The 18,117-nt window shown below is 68.2% G+C and carries 14 protein-coding genes; 11 read left to right on the forward strand and 3 right to left on the reverse strand.

Features of this window, described 5'->3' with window-relative positions:
* Nucleotides 1–11 precede the first annotated feature (11 nt).
* The gene (locus tag AB0L56_RS02705; RefSeq protein WP_365418153.1) at nucleotides 12–848 is read right to left on the reverse strand and encodes a hypothetical protein; all 837 of its coding nucleotides are present in this window, start codon (nucleotides 846–848) and stop codon (nucleotides 12–14) included.
* A gap of 47 nt (nucleotides 849–895) precedes the next feature.
* Entirely contained in the window at nucleotides 896–1,189 is a 294-nt protein-coding gene (locus tag AB0L56_RS02710) for a hypothetical protein (RefSeq protein ID WP_361022197.1), read from the reverse strand.
* Nucleotides 1,190–1,479: 290 nt separating this feature from the next.
* Here AB0L56_RS02710 and AB0L56_RS02715 point away from each other — a divergent pair, with 290 nt between their 5' ends.
* Nucleotides 1,480–3,681, forward strand: a complete 2,202-nt coding sequence (locus AB0L56_RS02715) for an ABC transporter family substrate-binding protein (protein ID WP_365418156.1) — start codon at nucleotides 1,480–1,482, stop codon at nucleotides 3,679–3,681.
* A 73-nt stretch (nucleotides 3,682–3,754) separates the two neighbouring features.
* On the opposite strand, the gene typA is transcribed toward AB0L56_RS02715, so the two are convergent.
* On the reverse strand, nucleotides 3,755–5,671 hold the full coding sequence (gene typA, locus AB0L56_RS02720) for a translational GTPase TypA (RefSeq protein ID WP_365418159.1): 1,917 nt from the start codon (nucleotides 5,669–5,671) through the stop codon (nucleotides 3,755–3,757).
* A gap of 449 nt (nucleotides 5,672–6,120) precedes the next feature.
* Between typA and AB0L56_RS02725 the strand changes: the two genes are divergently transcribed.
* From AB0L56_RS02725 to AB0L56_RS02770, 10 genes are all read left to right on the forward strand, one after another.
* Entirely contained in the window at nucleotides 6,121–7,167 is a 1,047-nt protein-coding gene (locus tag AB0L56_RS02725; RefSeq protein ID WP_361022206.1) for an ABC transporter permease, read from the forward strand.
* 100 nt (nucleotides 7,168–7,267) lie between these two features.
* On the forward strand, nucleotides 7,268–9,067 hold the full coding sequence (locus AB0L56_RS02730) for an ABC transporter substrate-binding protein (protein WP_365418162.1): 1,800 nt from the start codon (nucleotides 7,268–7,270) through the stop codon (nucleotides 9,065–9,067).
* A gap of 103 nt (nucleotides 9,068–9,170) precedes the next feature.
* On the forward strand, nucleotides 9,171–10,148 hold the full coding sequence (locus AB0L56_RS02735) for an ABC transporter permease (protein WP_365418165.1): 978 nt from the start codon (nucleotides 9,171–9,173) through the stop codon (nucleotides 10,146–10,148).
* Nucleotides 10,149–10,158: 10 nt separating this feature from the next.
* Nucleotides 10,159–11,220 (forward strand): ABC transporter ATP-binding protein, encoded by a 1,062-nt coding sequence (locus tag AB0L56_RS02740; protein WP_365418168.1) that lies wholly within the window; start codon nucleotides 10,159–10,161, stop codon nucleotides 11,218–11,220.
* Between the two features lie 15 nt (nucleotides 11,221–11,235).
* Nucleotides 11,236–12,384: a dipeptide ABC transporter ATP-binding protein gene (locus AB0L56_RS02745; RefSeq protein ID WP_365418171.1), complete on the forward strand. Its 1,149-nt coding sequence runs from the start codon at nucleotides 11,236–11,238 to the stop codon at nucleotides 12,382–12,384.
* 189 nt (nucleotides 12,385–12,573) lie between these two features.
* Nucleotides 12,574–14,199 carry an ABC transporter substrate-binding protein gene (locus AB0L56_RS02750; protein WP_365418174.1) on the forward strand — a complete coding sequence of 542 codons (1,626 nt, stop codon included), beginning with the start codon at nucleotides 12,574–12,576 and terminating at the stop codon, nucleotides 14,197–14,199.
* Nucleotides 14,200–14,205: 6 nt separating this feature from the next.
* Nucleotides 14,206–15,129 (forward strand): ABC transporter permease, encoded by a 924-nt coding sequence (locus AB0L56_RS02755; RefSeq protein ID WP_365418176.1) that lies wholly within the window; start codon nucleotides 14,206–14,208, stop codon nucleotides 15,127–15,129.
* Nucleotides 15,122–16,105 (forward strand): ABC transporter permease, encoded by a 984-nt coding sequence (locus AB0L56_RS02760; RefSeq protein ID WP_365418179.1) that lies wholly within the window; start codon nucleotides 15,122–15,124, stop codon nucleotides 16,103–16,105. Before AB0L56_RS02755 ends, AB0L56_RS02760 begins: the two co-directional genes overlap by 8 nt.
* Before the next feature lie 6 nt (nucleotides 16,106–16,111).
* Nucleotides 16,112–17,086: an ABC transporter ATP-binding protein gene (locus tag AB0L56_RS02765; protein WP_365418181.1), complete on the forward strand. Its 975-nt coding sequence runs from the start codon at nucleotides 16,112–16,114 to the stop codon at nucleotides 17,084–17,086.
* Nucleotides 17,079–18,110 carry a dipeptide ABC transporter ATP-binding protein gene (locus tag AB0L56_RS02770; RefSeq protein WP_365418184.1) on the forward strand — a complete coding sequence of 344 codons (1,032 nt, stop codon included), beginning with the start codon at nucleotides 17,079–17,081 and terminating at the stop codon, nucleotides 18,108–18,110. The genes AB0L56_RS02765 and AB0L56_RS02770 overlap by 8 nt, the downstream gene beginning before the upstream one ends.
* Nucleotides 18,111–18,117: the final 7 nt, after the last annotated feature.

Raw genomic sequence — 18,117 nt, forward strand, 5'->3', positions numbered from 1 at the left:
AAGGCCCCCAGCTAGAAGAAGCGCGGATCGTCGAAGACACCGGACGCGACGAGATACACATAGAGATCGGCGAGCGCCACGCTCACCAGCGACGCCCAGGCGAGCTGCATGTGCCGTGCGTTCAGCCGGCCCACCACCTGCCACATCCGGTAGCGCACCGGATGCCGGGAGAAGTGCTTCAGCTTCCCGCCGACGATGTGCCGGCAGGAGTGACAGGAGATGGTGTACGCCCAGATCAGCACGATGTTGACCAGGAAGACCAGGGTGCCGAGCCCCATGTGGCCCCAGTTGTAGTCCTCGTCGCGGAAGGCGAGCACGGTGTCGTAGGTCAGGATGCCGGCGACCAGGATCGCCGCGTAGAAGAAGTACCGGTGGGTGTTCTGCAGGATCAGCGGGAAGCCGGTCTCCCCGGTGTACCTGTCGTGCGGCTCGGCCACCGCGCAGGCCGGCGGGGACGCCCAGAAGCCCCGGTAGTAGGCCTTGCGGTAGTAGTAGCAGGTCAGCCGGAAACCGAGCGGGAAAATCAGGATGATGATCGCCGGCGAGATGCCCCACCAGCTCCCGAAGAGCTCCCAGTTCGGCCCCGCCTTCATCGGTTCGCAGTTCTCCGCCAGACAAGGCGAGTAGAACGGCGAGACATACGGCGCCGCGTAGTAGTCGGCGTTGGCGAAGGCCCGCCAGGTCGAGTAGACGATGAAGGCGAGCAGCCCGGCCGCGGTGGCGGCCGGGGCCAGCCACCAGCGGTCGGTCCGCAGGTGCGGGGCGGCGATCGCGGCGCGCGCACCGGTTCTCACGCCGCCGCTCGGGCGATGGGGTTCTGTGGCAGGGGGTTCCGTGCCAGTGGCCACTTGTCCACTCCGGTAGGGGTCAGGGGGGCGCCGCGATCGGCGGGGGGTCAGGGGGCGTGACGGTCGCGGGCGCCGAGACCCTCGTCGTCCGAGTCCACCCACAGCGAGGGGTCGTACGGCGTGTCGGGGATGGTCACGAGGTCGGGCCGCTTCTGCGGGGCCGCGGTGGCGGCGGCCGTCTCCCGCAGCAGCGCGACGCTCTCGCGCAGGTGATTGGTGTCGGCGCGGACGCGGCGCATCTCCAGGCCGCCGCTGCCCAGCTGCTTCTCCAGGCGCCCCACCGACCGGATCAGATCGTCGAGACAGCGCTGGACGGATGTCAGTTCGTCGTGCACGGACATGACTTGCCCTCACTTCCGCGGGTCCTTCTGGCCCAAGGCGGCAACGTTCATGCGCCTGAGAGTGTTGCGTGTCACACCTTGCGCTGTGAAGGGATGTGCATCGATTGGCCGAGCCGTAGGGGTGCACCGGATGGTGCGTTGCGCCGGGCGGGTGGGCTTGTCACCCATGGCCGCCGTGTCGCCCTGAGTTGCCGAACCCTTTCCTCTTCAGTGGGCCGCATAGATCGGATGAACTCCAAATACCAACAAATGTGATCGTAACGCCCGCGGCTTCCCGGAGGTACCCAGAGATGTCCCCTGACGGCATCGGCCCGCGCGCGGCTCTGCGCCCGGTCGCCTTCCTCACCGCCGGCATGCTCGCGGTGCCGGCGCTGGCCGGATGCGGGTCCGACGATCCCTCGGGCAAGCCGCCGGCCGGGGCGGACATCGCATCCGCCGACCGGGCGAAGATCACGGACGGGGGCACCCTGCGCTGGGCCGTGGACACCGTCCCGGCCACCCTGAACACCTTCCAGGCGGACGCCGACACCACCACCTCCCGGATCACCCAGGCCGTCCTGCCGTCCCTGTACCGGATGGACGAACGGGGCCGGGCGGTGCGCAACCCGGACTATCTGGAGTCCGCCGAGGTCGTCGACACCGAGCCCCGGCAGGTGGTCGTCTACAGGCTCAACCAGCAGGCCGTCTGGAGCGACGGCCGCGAGATCGGCGCCGCCGACTTCGCCGCCCAGTGGCGCGCCCTGTCCGGCAAGGACACCGCCTACTGGACCGCCCGCAACGCCGGCTACGACCGCATCGAGAAGGTCGAGCGGGGCAAGAACAACCTCGAGGTCAAGGTCACCTTCCGGCGCCCCTACGCCGACTGGAAGTCCCTGTTCACCCCGCTGTACCCCAAGGAGGTCATGGGCACGCCCGACTCCTTCAACGACGGGGCGCGCAAGAAGCTGAAGGTCACCGCGGGACCCTTCACGGTGCAGACGGTCGACACCAAGAAGGACGAGGTCACCCTCACCCGGAACACGCGCTGGTGGGGCGACCCGGCGAAGCTCTCGACGATCGTGCTGCGCTCCGTGCCCCACGAGAAGCGGATCTCCGCGCTCAGCGCCGGCACCCTCGATCTGGCCGAGATCGACCCCTCCGCCGCCCGCCGCATCACCGTCGCCGCCCTTCCGCAGAGCGAGAGCAGCCCCCTCGCGGGCCCCGGCGCCGACCGGACCGCCGCGGATGCCCTGCACTCCTGGGCGGTCGCCAAGGGCTCCGACGAGGAGGCCGCCGACGAGGAGATCTCCGCCCGCAAGAAGCTGCGCAAGAAGGCCGCCAAGTACGCCCGTCAGCAGAAGGCCCTCACCGGGTTCGAGGTGCGCAAGTCACTGGAGCCCGCCTACACCCAGCTCGCCCTCAACGGCGCCGACGGTCCCCTCGCCGACGAGCGGGTCCGCCGCGCCGTGGCCCGCGCCCTGGACCGCCGGGCCCTCGCCGAGGCGGCGCTGAAGCCGCTGGGCCTGCCCGCCCAGCCCGTCGGCAGCCACCTCGCGCTGGCCGGCCAGGCCGCCTACGCCGACAACAGCGGCGCCGTCGGCAAGCAGGACGCCAAGGAGGCGCGGGCCCTGCTCGCGGACGCCGGCTGGGTGCCGGGCGGTCCGGTCAAGAAGGAGAAGAAGAAGGACGACGGCGAGGAGGCGGCCGGCGCGGAGGGGAACTCCGGGAGCGAGTCGGAGGGCGGCGACGACGGCACGTACATCGTCGGCGAGGACAACAAGAGTGACGCGGGCGACGGCAGCGACGACAAGGCCCCGCGCGACTCCGGTACCGGCACCCAGCACCTGAAGCAGGGCGGCGCCCCCGGCGCCTACGCCCCCAAGGGCACCGCCGCCCCGGCCAAGGCCGAGAAGGCCCCCGTCGCCAAGGACGGCAAGGCGCTCACCCTCCGGTTCGTCCTGCCCACCGGACCGGGCTCGGACACGCTGGCCACCGTGGCCGACCGCATCGCGCGGATGCTGGAGAAGATCGGCATCCGCACCGACATCAGCAAGGTCGACCACGAGAGCTACTTCAAGGACCACATCGCCTCCGGCAAGTACGACCTCGCCCTGTACTCGTGGCCCGCGACCGCCTTCCCCGCCACCGACGCCCGCCCCATCTACTCCAAGCCCGTCCCGGCCGCCGACGGCTCCCTGAACGTGGAGCAGAACTGGACCCGCGTCGGCACCGACCAGGTCGACCAGCTCTTCGACCAGGCCATCGGCACCCTCGGCGACTCCGAGCGGCACGCCCTGATCCGCAAGGCGGACTCCCGCATCTGGGCGGCGGCCGCCTCGATCCCCCTCTACCAGCGCCCCCAGCTCACCGCGGCCCGCAAGAACCTCGCCAACGCCGGCGCCTTCGGTCTGCGCACGCCGGTGTACGAGGACATGGGCTTTTTGAAGAAGTCCGCCCAGGGCCCGTCGGGCTCGCCGGGCATCAGGAGTCCCGAGACGTCGGCCGGGGACTGACGCCTCGGGCACACACGGGAGCGGCCCACCCCCGCCCGGGGTGGGCCGCTCCCAGTTGTCCGTACCCGCCGGGTCAGCCGTGCTTGGCGCGGCTCGCGGCGCGGGCGCGCTCGCGGGCGTCCAGGTTCACCTTGCGGATGCGGATGGCCTCCGGGGTGACCTCCACGCACTCGTCGTCACGGCAGAACTCCAGGGACTGCTCGAGCGACAGCTTGCGCGGCGGAACGATCGACTCGGCCACATCGGCCGTGGACGACCGCATGTTGGTGAGCTTCTTCTCCTTGGTGATGTTGACGTCCATGTCGTCGGAGCGGGAGTTCTCGCCGACGATCATGCCCTCGTACACCTCGGTGCCGGGCTCGACGAACAGCACGCCGCGCTCCTGGAGGTTGGTCATCGCGAACGCGGTGACCGCGCCGGAGCGGTCGGCGACCAGCGAACCGTTGTTGCGCGTGGTCAGCGTGCCGAACCAGGGCTCGTGCCCCTCGTGGATGGAGTGGCCGATGCCCGTGCCGCGGGTCTGGGTCAGGAACTCCGTACGGAAGCCGATCAGACCGCGGGAGGGCACCACGAACTCCATGCGCACCCAGCCGGAGCCGTGGTTGGACATGTTGTCCATACGGCCCTTGCGGACGCCCATGAGCTGCGTGACCGCGCCCATGTGCTCCTCGGGGACGTCGATGGTCATGCGCTCGACGGGCTCGTACACCTTGCCGTCGACCTCCTTGGTGACCACCTGCGGCTTGCCGATGGTGAGCTCGAAGCCCTCACGGCGCATCTGCTCGACCAGGATGGCCAGCGCCAGCTCGCCGCGGCCCTGCACCTCCCAGGCGTCGGGGCGGTCGGTGTCCAGCACGCGGAGCGAGACATTGCCGATCAGCTCGCGGTCCAGACGGTCCTTGACCTGGCGGGCGGTGACCTTGCGGTCCTTGACGGCCGCCTTGTTGTCGGCGCCCTTGCCGGTGCCGCCGCGGCCGACCAGCGGGGAGGTGTTGGTGCCGATGGTCATGGAGATCGCCGGCTCGTCCACCGTGATCAGCGGCAGCGGCACCGGGTTCTCCGGGTCGGCCAGGGTCTCGCCGATCATGATGTCCGGGATGCCGGCGACGGCGCAGATGTCGCCGGGGCCGGCCTTCTCCGCGGGCTTGCGGGTGAGCGCCTCGGTCATCATCAGCTCGGAGATGCGCACGGTGGAGACGGAGCCGTCGCGCTTCATCCAGGCGACCGTCTGCCCCTTCTTCAGCTCGCCCTGGTGCACGCGGAGCAGGGCGATACGGCCGAGGAAGTTGTCGGCGTCGAGGTTGGTGACGTGGGCCTGGAGCGGGGCCTCCGCGTCATAGGTCGGCGCCGGGATGTAGTCCAGGATCGTCGAGAAGAACGGCTCCAGGCTGGTGGAGTCCGCCGGGACCGTGCCGTCCTCCGGCTTGGTCAGGGAGGCGACGCCGTCACGGCCGCAGGCGTAGACGATCGGGAACTCGATCTGCTCCTCGTCGGCGTCCAGGTCGAGGAAGAGGTCGTAGGTCTCGTTGACGACCTCGTCGATCCGGGCGTCCGGACGGTCCGTCTTGTTGATGCAGAGGATGATCGGCAGCCGCTGCTGCAGCGCCTTGCGCAGCACGAAGCGGGTCTGCGGCAGCGGGCCCTCGGAGGCGTCCACCAGCAGCACCACACCGTCGACCATCGACAGACCGCGCTCGACCTCGCCGCCGAAGTCGGCGTGGCCGGGGGTGTCGATGATGTTGATCGTGATGGGCTCCCCGCCGTCCTTGGGGTGGTACTTCACCGCCGTGTTCTTGGCGAGGATCGTGATGCCCTTCTCACGCTCCAGGTCGTTCGAGTCCATCATGCGGTCGTCGACCGAGTCGAGCTGATGGGCGGCGAAGGCGCCGGCCTGCTTGAGCATGCCGTCGACGATGGTGGTCTTGCCGTGATCGACGTGAGCGACGATGGCGACGTTGCGGATGTCGTGACGTGTTGCGGACGGAGCCATAAAAGGCGTACTCCCGGAGTGCTGAGGAATGCCCTGCACGAGCGTCTGTGGTGTGCGGGCCCTGCCGGGCTGCCGCCACGGCCTCACTCCATGGTACGGGCCCGGCGCGCGGTCCGGCGTCGCGCGCTCGTCCGCCCCCTTGACTCCCGGCTTGACTCCCGGGCAGCGGGAGGTCTCGTTCGGATATCGGTGTGCGTCCGAACACGTTTCGGACAAGTAAACAAAAAGGTGCACCTAAATGCCCGGATTGCCGGTTTGTCCGTGGGAATGTCAAGCGCGCGCAGATGTCAATCTTTGCAATTTTTGCTCAAAATATGGACGGTAGGGAGATCCCTATGTCTTCCGCCCTTGACGCGCGTTGACCGTCTTGGCGAAAGTTCCCCCAAACCACAGAACCTGCCGGTATCTGTGCTGCGCTCAACTCTCCAACCCCCCGGGGGACGAACACGATGACCAGTCCAATCAAGGCCGAGGACTCCGGGTCCGCGGCTGTCTTGGACCCTGAGCTCGCAGCGACCACCGAGAACACGGTCGCCAAGGGCGAGAAGCAGCCCGAGGGTCGTTCCCCCGGCCAGTTGATGTGGCAGCGCTTCAAGCGCGACCGTACCGGGGTCGTTTCCGCTTGCGTAGTGATTTTCTTCTTCGTGGTCTCCGCGTGTGCTCCGCTCATCGCGAAGGCCTACGGGAAGGATCCCTACACGCTGTACGCGCAGGAACCGGAGTACCCCTTCCTTCTGGACGACTTCGCCATGCCCACCGGTTCCTTCGGCGGCATGTCGGGCGAGTTCTGGTTCGGCGTCGAGCCGAAGCTGGGGCGTGACGTGTTCACGATGCTGCTGTACGGCATGCGGACCTCGCTGTACATGGCCGTGGTCGTCACCACACTCTGTGTGATCACCGGCGTGATCATCGGCATGGTCAGCGGGTACTTCGGCGGCCGGGTGGACTACTGGCTGGGACGGATCACGGACTTCTTCCTCGCCTTCCCCAGCCAGCTGTTCTTCATCGCCTTCATGCCCGTCGTCACCGCGCTGTTCGTCGACCCGCAGAACGAGACCCCCACCTATCTGCGGGCCCTGGCGATCGTCCTGGTGATGTGGTTCCTCGGCTGGATGGGCCTGGCCCGTCTGGTGCGCAGTTCCGTACTGTCGCTGGCGGACCGGGAGTTCGTGGAGGCGGCCAAGGTGTCCGGCGCTTCTCCCTGGCGCATCGTGCGCAAGGAGATCCTGCCGAACATCGTCACACCGATCCTGGTGCAGGCCACCTACATCCTCCCGAGCACGATCCTCACCATCGCCTTCCTCTCGTTCATCGGTGTCGGCTTCGTGGAGCCGACCCCCGACTGGGGCCGGATGTTCGCCGTCGGCGCCGACGTGTACGAGCAGGACCCGATGTTCATGTTCTTCCCTGGCGCGGCGCTGGTGATCTTCGTTCTCGCCTTCAACCTTCTCGGAGACTCCGTCCGGGACGCATTCGACCCCAAGACCGGACGGTAATCGTCCATTGGTGGTGGGGGAGCTGCCGCCCCCGTGCCGGGCTACCGGACCGCTAGGCAGCACTCGTGGACAACTATTGACAGGTAGGTGCATCGGCATCATGAAGCCCATCAGAACGCGTACCGCGCGTGCCATCGCCGTGGCCATCGTGGCCGGCTCGCTGGCGCTGACCGGCTGCTCCGGCGACAACGGCGGCAGCAAGGGCAAGGACAACTCAAAGAACCAGAAGGACGCTGCCGAGCAGCAGGATCCTGTCGCCTACGGTGACGCCGCCGCCTCCACCGGTCCCGCCGCGGAGGTCCCCGGAGCCAAGCCCGGCGGTTTCATCAACGTCTACATGCAGTCGGACCTGTCCCACATGGACCCGGCTCAGATCTACGTCAGCGACGCGGGCCAGTTCGCCAACCTGATCCACCGCGGTCTGACCAACTTCCAGGAGGACGACAAGGGTAACCTGACGGTCGTCGGTGACATCGCCACCGACTCCGGCAAGTCCTCCGACGGCGGCAAGACCTGGACGTACACGCTCAAGGACGGCGTCAAGGACGAGGATGGCAACGTCATCACCTCGGCCGACGTCCGCCACACCATCGAGCGCATGTACTCGAAGGTCATCTTCGACGGCCCGACCTACGTCCAGTCCTGGCTCTCGGGCAACGACTACCGCAAGGCGCTGCCGGACGGCCCCTACAAGGGCAAGCACCTGCCGGACTCCGTGCTGGAGACCCCGGACGACAAGACGGTCGTCTTCCACTTCGACAAGCCGCGCCCGGACCTCCCGCAGGCCCTGGCCATGGCCGGCTACGCCATCGTGCCCGAGAAGCAGGACACGAAGGAGAAGTACGACGACGCCCCGGCGGCGCTCGGCCCCTACAAGATCGCCGAGTACAAGGCCGGCAAGTCGATGAAGCTGGTCAAGAACGACCAGTGGGACGCGAAGACGGACTCGGTGCGCCACCAGTACGTCGACGGTTACAACTTCACCTCGACGATCGACCAGCCCAGCCAGACCAAGCGTCTGATCGCCGACCAGGGCGAGGCCAAGAACGCCATCCAGTTCACGGACTCGGTCGACCCGGCGCAGCTGTCCACGGTCATCGGCGACGCGTCGGCCAAGAAGCGCACGATCCAGGGCTACCAGCCCTACGTGTGGCAGCTGACCTTCAACCTGGACCGGGTCAAGGACAAGAAGGTCCGCGACGCGATCACCTACGCGATCCCGAACCAGTCGATGGTCCAGGCGGACGGTGGCCGCTACGGCGGTGAGGTCGCCGGCGGTCTGCTCGCCCCGACCCTGCCGAACTTCGACCCGACGTACGACCCGTTCGGCAAGCTGAAGAAGCCCAACGGCGACCTCGAGAAGGCCAAGCAGCTGCTGAAGGAGGCGGGTGTCAAGAAGGGCACGAAGCTCACCTACGCCTACTCCAACACGCCGCGCGGCCAGGCCCAGCAGGTCATCATCAAGGACGCCCTGGGCAAGATCGGCTTCGACGTCCAGGCCAAGGAGATCGACCGGGCCAGCTTCTACGAGCAGGTCGGCAAGCTGAAGAACCCGTACGACATCTACATGACCGGCTGGGGCCAGGACTGGCCGTCGGCGTCCACGGTCATCACCCCCGTGTACGACGGTGAGCTCATCCAGGACGGTGCGTCGAACTACTCGCACATCAACGACAAGCAGGTCAACGACCTCATCAAGAAGGCCCTGACGCAGGAGCCGGAAGAGGCCGCCAAGACCTGGGAGCAGGCCCACAAGCGCATCGTGGAGGAGATCAACCCGGCTGCCCCGGTCTACTACTCGAAGCAGATCCAGCTCTACGGATCGAACATCGGTGGCGCCAAGTACAGCACTGAGTCGAGCTACATCGACATCAACGACCTGTACCTGAAGCAGCCGTAACCGTCAGCTCGGCTGACCGCGGGGGTGTGCGCCAGGCGGAGTGCACCCCCGCGGACGGTTTCCCCCTCCTGCCGCCGCGTTTCGAAGAGAGCATTCACCCGCCATGCTTCAGTTCCTCATCCGCAGGCTGATCGGCGCCGTCGTCATCATGTTCCTGATCGGCGCCTTCACGTTCTTCCTGTTCTATACGATTCCACAGGATTTCGCTGCGCTGTCCTGCGGCAGAAACTGCTCGCCCGAGAACCTCGCGGTGATCCGGGAGAACCTCGGCCTGGACAAGCCCATCACCACACAGTTCTGGGAGTTCATGTCGGGCATCGTGGCCGGCCGGGACTTCCCGCAGGGCCACTGCTCCGCGCCGTGCCTGGGCGTCTCCTTCGACACCGGCGAGTTCGTCTGGGACTCCATCGTCGACCGCTTCCCGCTGACGCTGTCGCTGACCGTCGGCGGCCTGGTGATCTTCCTGTCCCTGGGCCTCGGCTCGGGTCTGCTCGCCGCCTGGAAGCGCGGCACCATGATCGACAAGCTCGTCTCCGGCGCCTCCATCGTGCTGAGCTCCTTCCAGATCTACCTGCTCGGACCGATCGTCCTCTACATCCTGGTCTACAGCTCCGGCATCATGGAGAACCCCAAGGAGTACGAATTCACCGAGAACCCGGGAGCCTGGGCTCTCGGACTGCTCATCCCCTGGGTCGTGATGGCCACCATCTTCACCGCCCAGTACACGCGTATGTCGCGCTCGACCATGATCGAGCAACTGCAGGAGGAGCATGTCCGCACCGCGCGCGCCAAGGGCATGTCGCAGCGGTACGTGTTCTTCCGCTACGCCTGGCGCGGCTCCCTCATCCCGATCGTCACCATCCTCGGCATCGACCTCAGCTCCCTGCTCGCGGGCGCGGTCGTCACGGAGTTCACCTTCGACCTGCCCGGCCTCGGCCGGCTCGCGGTCGACTCCTCGCTGACGAAGGACCTGCCCCTGACGATGGGCATCATGCTGTTCGGGGCGTTCTTCATCCTGGTCCTGAACATCATCGTCGACCTCGCGTACGCATACATCGACCCGCGCGTGCGGCTCAGCTAGGAGAAACACCGTGACCACACTGACCAAGACCGAAGGTGACAAGGCCCCGACCGGGCCCGGCTCCTTCCTCTCGGTCCGCGACCTGCGGGTGCGGTTCTCCACCGAGGACGGCATCGTCAAGGCGGTCGACGGACTGTCCTTCGACGTCGAGCGCGGCAAGACCCTCGGCATCGTGGGCGAGTCGGGCTCCGGCAAGTCCGTCACCAACCTGACGGTGCTCGGCCTGCACAACCCCAAGACCAGCACCGTCGAGGGCGAGATCCTCCTCGAGGGCCAGGACCTGGTGACCGCCTCCGAGAAGGAGATGGAGAAGCTTCGCGGCAACAAGGTCGCGATGATCTTCCAGGACCCGCTGACGGCGCTGTCGCCGTACTACACGGTGGGCCGGCAGATCGCCGAGCCGTACATGAAGCACACCGGTGCCTCCAAGAAGGAGGCCCGGCAGCGGGCGATCGAGATGCTGACCAAGGTCGGCATCCCGCAGCCCAAGACCCGGGTGGACGACTACCCGCACCAGTTCTCCGGCGGTATGCGCCAGCGCGCCATGATCGCCATGGCGCTGGTCTGCGACCCCGACCTGCTGATCGCCGACGAGCCGACCACGGCCCTCGACGTGACGGTCCAGGCGCAGATCCTCGACCTGCTCAAGGACCTCCAGCAGGAGTTCGGCTCCGCGATCATCTTCATCACGCACGACCTCGGCGTCATCTCCGACATGGCCGACGACCTGCTGGTGATGTACTCCGGCCGGGCCGTGGAGCGCGGCAGCGTCCGCGAGGTGCTGCGCGAGCCCAAGCACCCCTACACCTGGGGCCTGCTCAGCTCGATGCCGCGCCTCGGCGGCGACACCTCGCAGGCGCTCAACCCGATCCCCGGATCGCCGCCCAGCCTGCTGAACCCTCCCTCCGGCTGCCCCTTCCACCCGCGCTGTGCCTTCACGGACAAGGTGTCGGGCAACCGCTGCAGCACCGAGCGCCCGGCGCTCGGCGAGGGCCGTGCCGCTGCCTGCCACCTGACGGCGGAGCAGAAGCAGACCATATTCATCGACACGATCCAGCCCCGGCTGCGCTAGGGAGAGATCCGAGACATGAGCGACAAACTCACCCTCCCCGCACAGCAGGGCTCCACCGGCGCGTCCACCGAGGCGCTGCTGAAGGTGGAGGGCCTGACCAAGCACTTCCCGATCTACGGCGGCTTTCCGATCAAGCGGAAGGTCGGCGCCGTCCAGGCCGTCGACAAGGTGGACCTGACCGTCGGCGTCGGCGAGAGCGTCGGCCTGGTCGGCGAGTCGGGCTGCGGCAAGTCGACCACCGGCCGGCTCATCACCCGGCTCCTCGAGCCCACCGGCGGCAGGATCGAGTACGCGGGCCAGGACATCACGCACGCCTCGCGCAAGCGGCTGGCGCCCGTGCGGTCCGAGATCCAGATGATCTTCCAGGACCCGTACTCCTCGCTGAACCCGCGGCAGACCGTCGGCACCATCATCCGGTCGCCCATGGAGGTCAACGGGATCAACCCCGCGGGCGGCCGGGAGAAGAAGGTGCGCGAGCTGCTCGAGCTCGTCGGCCTCAACCCCGAGCACTACAACCGCTTCCCGCACGAGTTCTCCGGCGGCCAGCGGCAGCGCATCGGCGTGGCCCGCGCCCTCGCCCTGAACCCGAAGCTGATCGTCGCGGACGAGCCGGTCTCCGCGCTCGACGTGTCGATCCAGGCGCAGGTCGTCAACCTGCTGCAGAAGGTCCAGGAAGAACTGGGCATCGCCTTCCTGTTCATCGCCCACGACCTCGCGGTGGTCCGGCACTTCTCGCAGCGCGTGGCCGTGATGTACCTCGGCAAGGTGGTCGAGGTCGGCGACCGGGACTCCATCTACAACGCGCCCCGGCACCCGTACACCCACGCGCTGCTGTCGGCCGTGCCCGAGGTGGCGATGGACGACGAGGAGGAGAACCGGGAGCGCATCCGCCTCTACGGTGATGTGCCCTCGCCGATCATGCCGCCGTCCGGCTGCCGCTTCCGCACCCGCTGCTGGAAGGCGCAGGACAAGTGCGCCACCGAGGAGCCGCCGCTGGTGCGGCTCTCCGGCAACCGCGAGGGTCACCTGACGGCCTGCCACTTCCCGGAGGACCCGAGCACCGAGGCCCGTGACGAGGACGTCGTCCTCGACCCGGCGCTGAAGGCGCTGGAGGAGTCCATCGCGAAGGAATCCGTCACGAAGGAGTCCGTCACGAAGGAGTGACACCCCCGTCGCAGGCCACGGCCGCCGTTCGCCCCCCTGGAGGGCGGTCGGCGGCCGTTGCCCGTTCGGGGGCCTGTCGTACGTACATCCGGCTGGAGTCGACCCCGTACAGGTGCCCTACATGTGCGCCCTGCACCCCTTGCGCCGATATTGGCGTCAAGGATCGGCGCACGTACGAGGAGGCACCCCATGCGCGGAGCCACGCACGCCAGATGGGCCGTATGCGCCATGGCGGCCGCCCTCGCCGCGACCGCCTGCGGAGACGCGGACGGCAGCAGCGGCGACGCCGGCGCCGTGCTGAGCGCCTCCTGGGGCGACCCGCAGAACCCGCTGGAGCCGGCGAACACCAACGAGGTGCAGGGCGGCAAGGTCCTCGACATGATTTTCCGGGGGCTGAAGCGGTACCACCCGGAGACCGGCGAGGCCCAGGACATGCTCGCCGAGAAGATCGAGAGCTCCGACTCGCAGAACTTCACCATCACCGTCAAGGACGGCTGGACCTTCAGCGACGGCGAGAAGGTCACGGCCCGGTCCTTCGTCGACGCCTGGAACTACGGCGCGAGTCTGAAGAACAACCAGCGCAACTCGTACTTCTTCGGCTACATCCAGGGCTACGACCAGGTCCACCCCGAGGAGGGGAAGCAGACCGCCGACACCCTGTCCGGCCTGAAGGTCACCGGGGAGCGCACCTTCACCGTCGCGCTCACCCAGAAGTTCTCCACCTTCCCCGACACCCTGGGCTACAACGCCTTCGCCCCGCTGCCCCGTGCCTTCTTCGACGACCACGACGCCTGGGTGAGGAAGCCCGTCGGCAACGGCCCGTACCTGGTGGATTCCTACACCCGCGGCTCACAGATGTCGCTGCGCACCTGGGACGACTACCCCGGCCCCGACAAGGCGCGGAACGGCGGCGTCGACCTCAAGGTCTACACCGACAACAACACCGCCTACACCGACCTGCTCGCCGGCAACCTCGACCTGGTCGACGACGTCCCCGCCGCCCAGCTGAGGAACGTGCGCAACGACCTCGGCGACCGCTACCTCAACACCCCCGCCGGGATCATCCAGACCCTCGCCTTCCCCTTCTACGACGAGGACTGGAAGAAGGCCGGTTCGGAGAAGGTCCGCACGGGCCTGTCCATGGCCATCGACCGCAAGCAGATCACCGACACGATCTTCCACAAGACCCGCACCCCCGCCACCGACTGGACCTCACCCGTCCTCGGCGAGGACGGCGGCTTCAAGGCCGGCCTGTGCGGAAAGGGCTGCGCGTACGACCCCGACGGGGCGAAGAAGCTTATCGAGGAGGGCGGCGGCCTGCCCGGCGGCAAGGTGACGATCACCTTCAACGCGGACACCGGCTCCCACCGCGAATGGGTCAACGCCGTGTGCAACTCGATCAACAACGCGCTGGACAACGAGCGCGCCTGCACCGCCAACCCGGTCGGTACCTTCGCCGACTTCCGCAGCGAGATCACCGACCGGAAGATGACGGCCCCGTTCCGGGCGGGCTGGCAGATGGACTACCCGCTCATCCAGAACTTCCTCCAGCCGCTGTACTACACCAACGCCTCCTCCAACGACGGCAAGTGGTCCAACAAGAAGTTCGACGACCTCGTCGACCGCGCCAACCAGGAGACCGACAGCGCCAAGGCCATCGGCCTGTTCCAGCAGGCCGAGGAGGTCGTCCGCGACAACATGGCCGCCATCCCGCTCTGGTACCAGAACGGCAGCGCCGGCTGGTCGGAGCGGCTGACCGAGGTCAAGCTCAACCCCTTCAGCGTCCCCGTGTACGACCAGATCAAGGTGAGCTGATCCGCCATGGGGCGCTATGTCGTCCGGCGGCTGCTCCAGATGATCCCGGTGTTCATCGGGGCCACGCTGCTGATCTTCCTCATGGTCAATGTGATGGGCGACCCCATCGCCGGGCTGTGCGGCGAACGCCGGTGCGATCCGGCGACCGCCGCCCGGCTGGAGCAGGAGTTCGGCCTCGACCAGCCCCTCTGGCGGCAATACCTGACCTACATGGGCAATGTCTTCACCGGCGACTTCGGCACGGCCTTCAACGGCCAGGAGGTCACCGAGCTGATGTCGACGGCCTTCCCCGTCACCATCCGGCTCACCCTGATCGCGATCCTCTTCGAGATCGTCATCGGCGTCACCCTCGGCGTGGTCACCGGACTGCGCCGGGGCCGCCCCGTCGACACCGGTGTCCTGCTGATCACCCTCGTCGTCATCTCGGTGCCCACCTTCGTCACGGGACTGCTGCTCCAGCTGCTGCTCGGCGTGAGGTGGGGCTGGATCCGGCCCTCGGTCTCCTCCGGGGCGACCTTCGAGGAACTGGTACTGCCCGGCCTGGTGCTGGCCTCGGTCTCCCTCGCCTACGTCACCCGGCTCACCCGCACCTCCCTCGCGGAGAACCACCGCTCCGACTATGTCCGCACCGCCGTCGCCAAGGGCCTGCCCCGGCACCGGGTGGTGATCCGGCACCTGCTGCGCAACTCGCTGATCCCCGTGGTCACCTTCATCGGGGCCGACATCGGCTTCCTCATGGGCGGCGCCATCGTCACCGAGCGGATCTTCAACATCCACGGCGTCGGCTACCAGCTCTACCAGGGCATCCTCCGGCAGAACACCCAGACCGTCGTCGGCTTCGTCACCGTGCTGGTGCTGGTGTTCCTGGTCGCCAACCTCGTCGTCGACCTGCTCTACGCCCTGCTCGACCCGAGGATCCGCTATGTCTGACCACCGCTACGAAGCCGAGGGCGCCCTCGCCGGGACCGGACGGGGCGGCACCGTGGACCTGGGCGTGGACGAGGCGGAGATCCTGGAGAAGCGGCCGGAGGGCGGCCCGGACGGCACCGGACCGCGGGAACGGCCCCGCTCCCTGTGGTCCGACGCCTGGCGCGACCTGCGTCGCAACCCCGTCTTCATCGTCTCGGCCCTGGTCATCGTCTTCCTGGTCCTCATCTCCGTGTGGCCCTCGGCGATCGCCTCCGGCAGCCCCCTCGACTGTGACCTGTCCAAGGCCCAGCAGGGCCCCCAGGCCGGACACCCGTTCGGCTTCGACGGCCAGGGCTGCGACGTCTACACCCGCACCGTCCACGGCGCCCGTACCTCGGTGACGGTCGGCGTCCTCGCCACCCTCGGCGTCGCCGTCCTCGGCAGCGTCCTGGGCGCCCTCGCCGGGTTCTTCGGCGGCTTCTGGGACTCGGTCCTGTCCCGGATCACCGACGTCTTCTTCGCCATCCCGGTCGTCCTCGGCGGACTGGTGCTGCTGTCCGTCATCACCAGCAACACCATCTGGCCGGTCATCGGCTTCATCGTGCTGCTCGGCTGGCCGCAGATCTTCCGCATCGCCCGCGGCGCCGTCATCACCGCCCAACAGAACGACTACGTCCAGGCCGCGCGGGCGCTCGGCGCCTCCAACGCCCGCCTGGTGCTCCGGCACATCGCGCCCAACGCCGTCGCGCCGGTCATCGTCGTGGCGACCATCGCGCTCGGCACGTACATCGCGCTGGAGGCCACCCTGTCCTACCTCGGCGTCGGCCTGAAGCCGCCCAGCGTCTCCTGGGGCATCGATATCTCCGCCGCCTCCCCGTACATCCGCAACGCCCCGCACGCCCTGCTGTGGCCCTCCGGGGCCCTGGCGATCACCGTTCTGGCGTTCATCATGCTCGGCGACGCGGTGCGCGACGCCCTCGACCCGAAACTGAGGTGATCCGCCGTGCTGCTCGAAGTGCGGGACCTGCACGTGGAGTTCCACACCCGGGACGGGGTCGCGAAGGCCGTCAACGGGGTCAGCTACGGCGTGGAGGCCGGCGAGACACTGGCCGTGCTGGGCGAGTCCGGCTCCGGCAAGTCCGTGACCGCGCAGGCCGTCATGGGCATCCTCGACATGCCGCCCGGCCGGATCACCGGCGGCGAGGTCGTCTTCCGGGGGCGGGACCTGCTGCGGCTCAAGGAGGACGAACGCCGGCGCATCCGGGGCGCCGAGCTGGCGATGATCTTCCAGGACGCGCTGTCGTCCCTCAACCCCGTGCTCAGCGTGGGCGACCAGCTCGGTGAGATGTTCACCGTGCACCGGGGCATGTCCCGCAAGGAGGCGCGGGCCAAGGCGGTGGAGCTGATGGACCGGGTACGCATCCCCGCCGCCCGGGAGCGGGTCCGGCAGTACCCGCACCAGTTCTCCGGCGGCATGCGCCAGCGCATCATGATCGCGATGGCGCTGGCCCTGGAACCCGCCCTGATCATCGCCGACGAACCGACCACCGCCCTCGACGTCACCGTCCAGGCCCAGATCATGGACCTGCTCGCGGAACTCCGGCGCGAGTACCGCATGGGCCTCGTCCTGATCACCCACGACCTGGGCGTGGTCGCCGACGTCGCCGACCGCATCGCCGTGATGTACGCGGGCCGGATCGTCGAGTCGGCACCCGTGCACGACATCTACAAGGCCCCGGCGCACCCGTACACCCGGGGCCTGCTGGAATCCATCCCGCGCCTGGACCGCGAGGGTCAGGAGCTCTACGCCATCAGGGGCCTGCCGCCCAACCTCATGCACATCCCGCCGGGCTGTGCCTTCCACCCCCGCTGTCCGCTCGCCCGGGACATCTGCCGCACCCAGGAGCCCCCGCTGTACGAGGTCTCGGGGACGCGGGGGAGTGCCTGCCACTTCTGGACGGAGTGCCTCAATGGCTGAGACGGCTGAGACGGTCCTGGAAGCCGGCAACCTGGTCAAGCATTACCCGCTGACACGGGGCGTCGTCTTCCGCAAGCAGGTCGGCGCCGTGAAGGCGGTCGACGGCGTGGACTTCCGCCTCGGCCGGGGCGAGACGCTGGGCATCGTCGGCGAGTCCGGCTGCGGCAAGTCGACGGTCGCCAAGATGCTGGTCAACCTGGAGCGGCCGACGGCCGGTTCGATCCGCTACAAGGGCGAGGACATCACCAGGCTGTCCGGGCGCGCGCTGAAGGCCGTACGCCGCAACATCCAGATGGTGTTCCAGGACCCGTACAGCTCCCTCAACCCCCGGATGACGGTGGGCGACATCATCGGGGAGCCGTACGACATCCATCCCGAGGTGGCGCCCAAGGGCGACCGGCGCCGGAAGGTGCAGGAGCTGCTGGACGTCGTCGGCCTCAACCCGGAGCACATCAACCGCTATCCGCACCAGTTCTCCGGCGGCCAGCGGCAGCGCATCGGCATCGCGCGGGGGCTGGCGCTGCGCCCCGAGGTGATCGTCGCCGACGAACCGGTCTCCGCGCTGGACGTCTCGGTGCAGGCCCAGGTCATCAATCTGATGGGCCGGCTGCAGAGCGAGTTCCACCTCGCCTACATCTTCATCGCGCACGACCTGTCGATCGTGCGGCACATCTCGGACCGGATCGGGGTGATGTACCTCGGCCGGATCGTGGAGACCGGCACCGACACCGAGATCTACGACCATCCCACGCACCCCTACACGCAGGCGCTGCTCTCCGCCGTCCCCGTGCCGGACCCGGAGGCCAGGGAGCGCCGGGAGCGGATCATCCTCAGCGGCGACGTCCCGTCGCCCACGAACATCCCCTCCGGCTGCCGCTTCCGGACCCGCTGCTGGAAGGCGCGGGAGCGCTGTGCGCTGGAGGTCCCGGCGCTCGCGGTTCCCGCGTGGTTCGGGGCGGGCGGGGGGCCGGCGGCACACGCGTCGGCCTGTCACTTCGCCGCGGAGAGGCAGGTGGTGCCGTGAGGAGGGC

The sequence above is a fragment of the Streptomyces sp. NPDC052079 genome (assembly GCF_040680275.1).
In the GTDB taxonomy this organism is placed as follows: domain Bacteria; phylum Actinomycetota; class Actinomycetes; order Streptomycetales; family Streptomycetaceae; genus Streptomyces.

Excerpts from the sequence above, each read along its gene's own strand:
- AB0L56_RS02710 (WP_361022197.1), bottom strand. The coding sequence starts at position 1,189 with ATGTCCGTGCACGACGAACTGACATCCGTCCAGCGCTGTCTCGACGAT.
- AB0L56_RS02715 (WP_365418156.1), top strand. The coding sequence starts at position 1,480 with ATGTCCCCTGACGGCATCGGCCCGCGCGCGGCTCTGCGCCCGGTCGCC.
- typA (WP_365418159.1), bottom strand. The coding sequence starts at position 5,671 with ATGGCTCCGTCCGCAACACGTCACGACATCCGCAACGTCGCCATCGTC.
- AB0L56_RS02725 (WP_361022206.1), top strand. The coding sequence starts at position 6,121 with ATGACCAGTCCAATCAAGGCCGAGGACTCCGGGTCCGCGGCTGTCTTG.
- AB0L56_RS02730 (WP_365418162.1), top strand. The coding sequence starts at position 7,268 with ATGAAGCCCATCAGAACGCGTACCGCGCGTGCCATCGCCGTGGCCATC.
- AB0L56_RS02735 (WP_365418165.1), top strand. The coding sequence starts at position 9,171 with ATGCTTCAGTTCCTCATCCGCAGGCTGATCGGCGCCGTCGTCATCATG.
- AB0L56_RS02745 (WP_365418171.1), top strand. The coding sequence starts at position 11,236 with ATGAGCGACAAACTCACCCTCCCCGCACAGCAGGGCTCCACCGGCGCG.
- AB0L56_RS02750 (WP_365418174.1), top strand. The coding sequence starts at position 12,574 with ATGCGCGGAGCCACGCACGCCAGATGGGCCGTATGCGCCATGGCGGCC.
- AB0L56_RS02755 (WP_365418176.1), top strand. The coding sequence starts at position 14,206 with ATGGGGCGCTATGTCGTCCGGCGGCTGCTCCAGATGATCCCGGTGTTC.
- AB0L56_RS02760 (WP_365418179.1), top strand. The coding sequence starts at position 15,122 with ATGTCTGACCACCGCTACGAAGCCGAGGGCGCCCTCGCCGGGACCGGA.
- AB0L56_RS02770 (WP_365418184.1), top strand. The coding sequence starts at position 17,079 with ATGGCTGAGACGGCTGAGACGGTCCTGGAAGCCGGCAACCTGGTCAAG.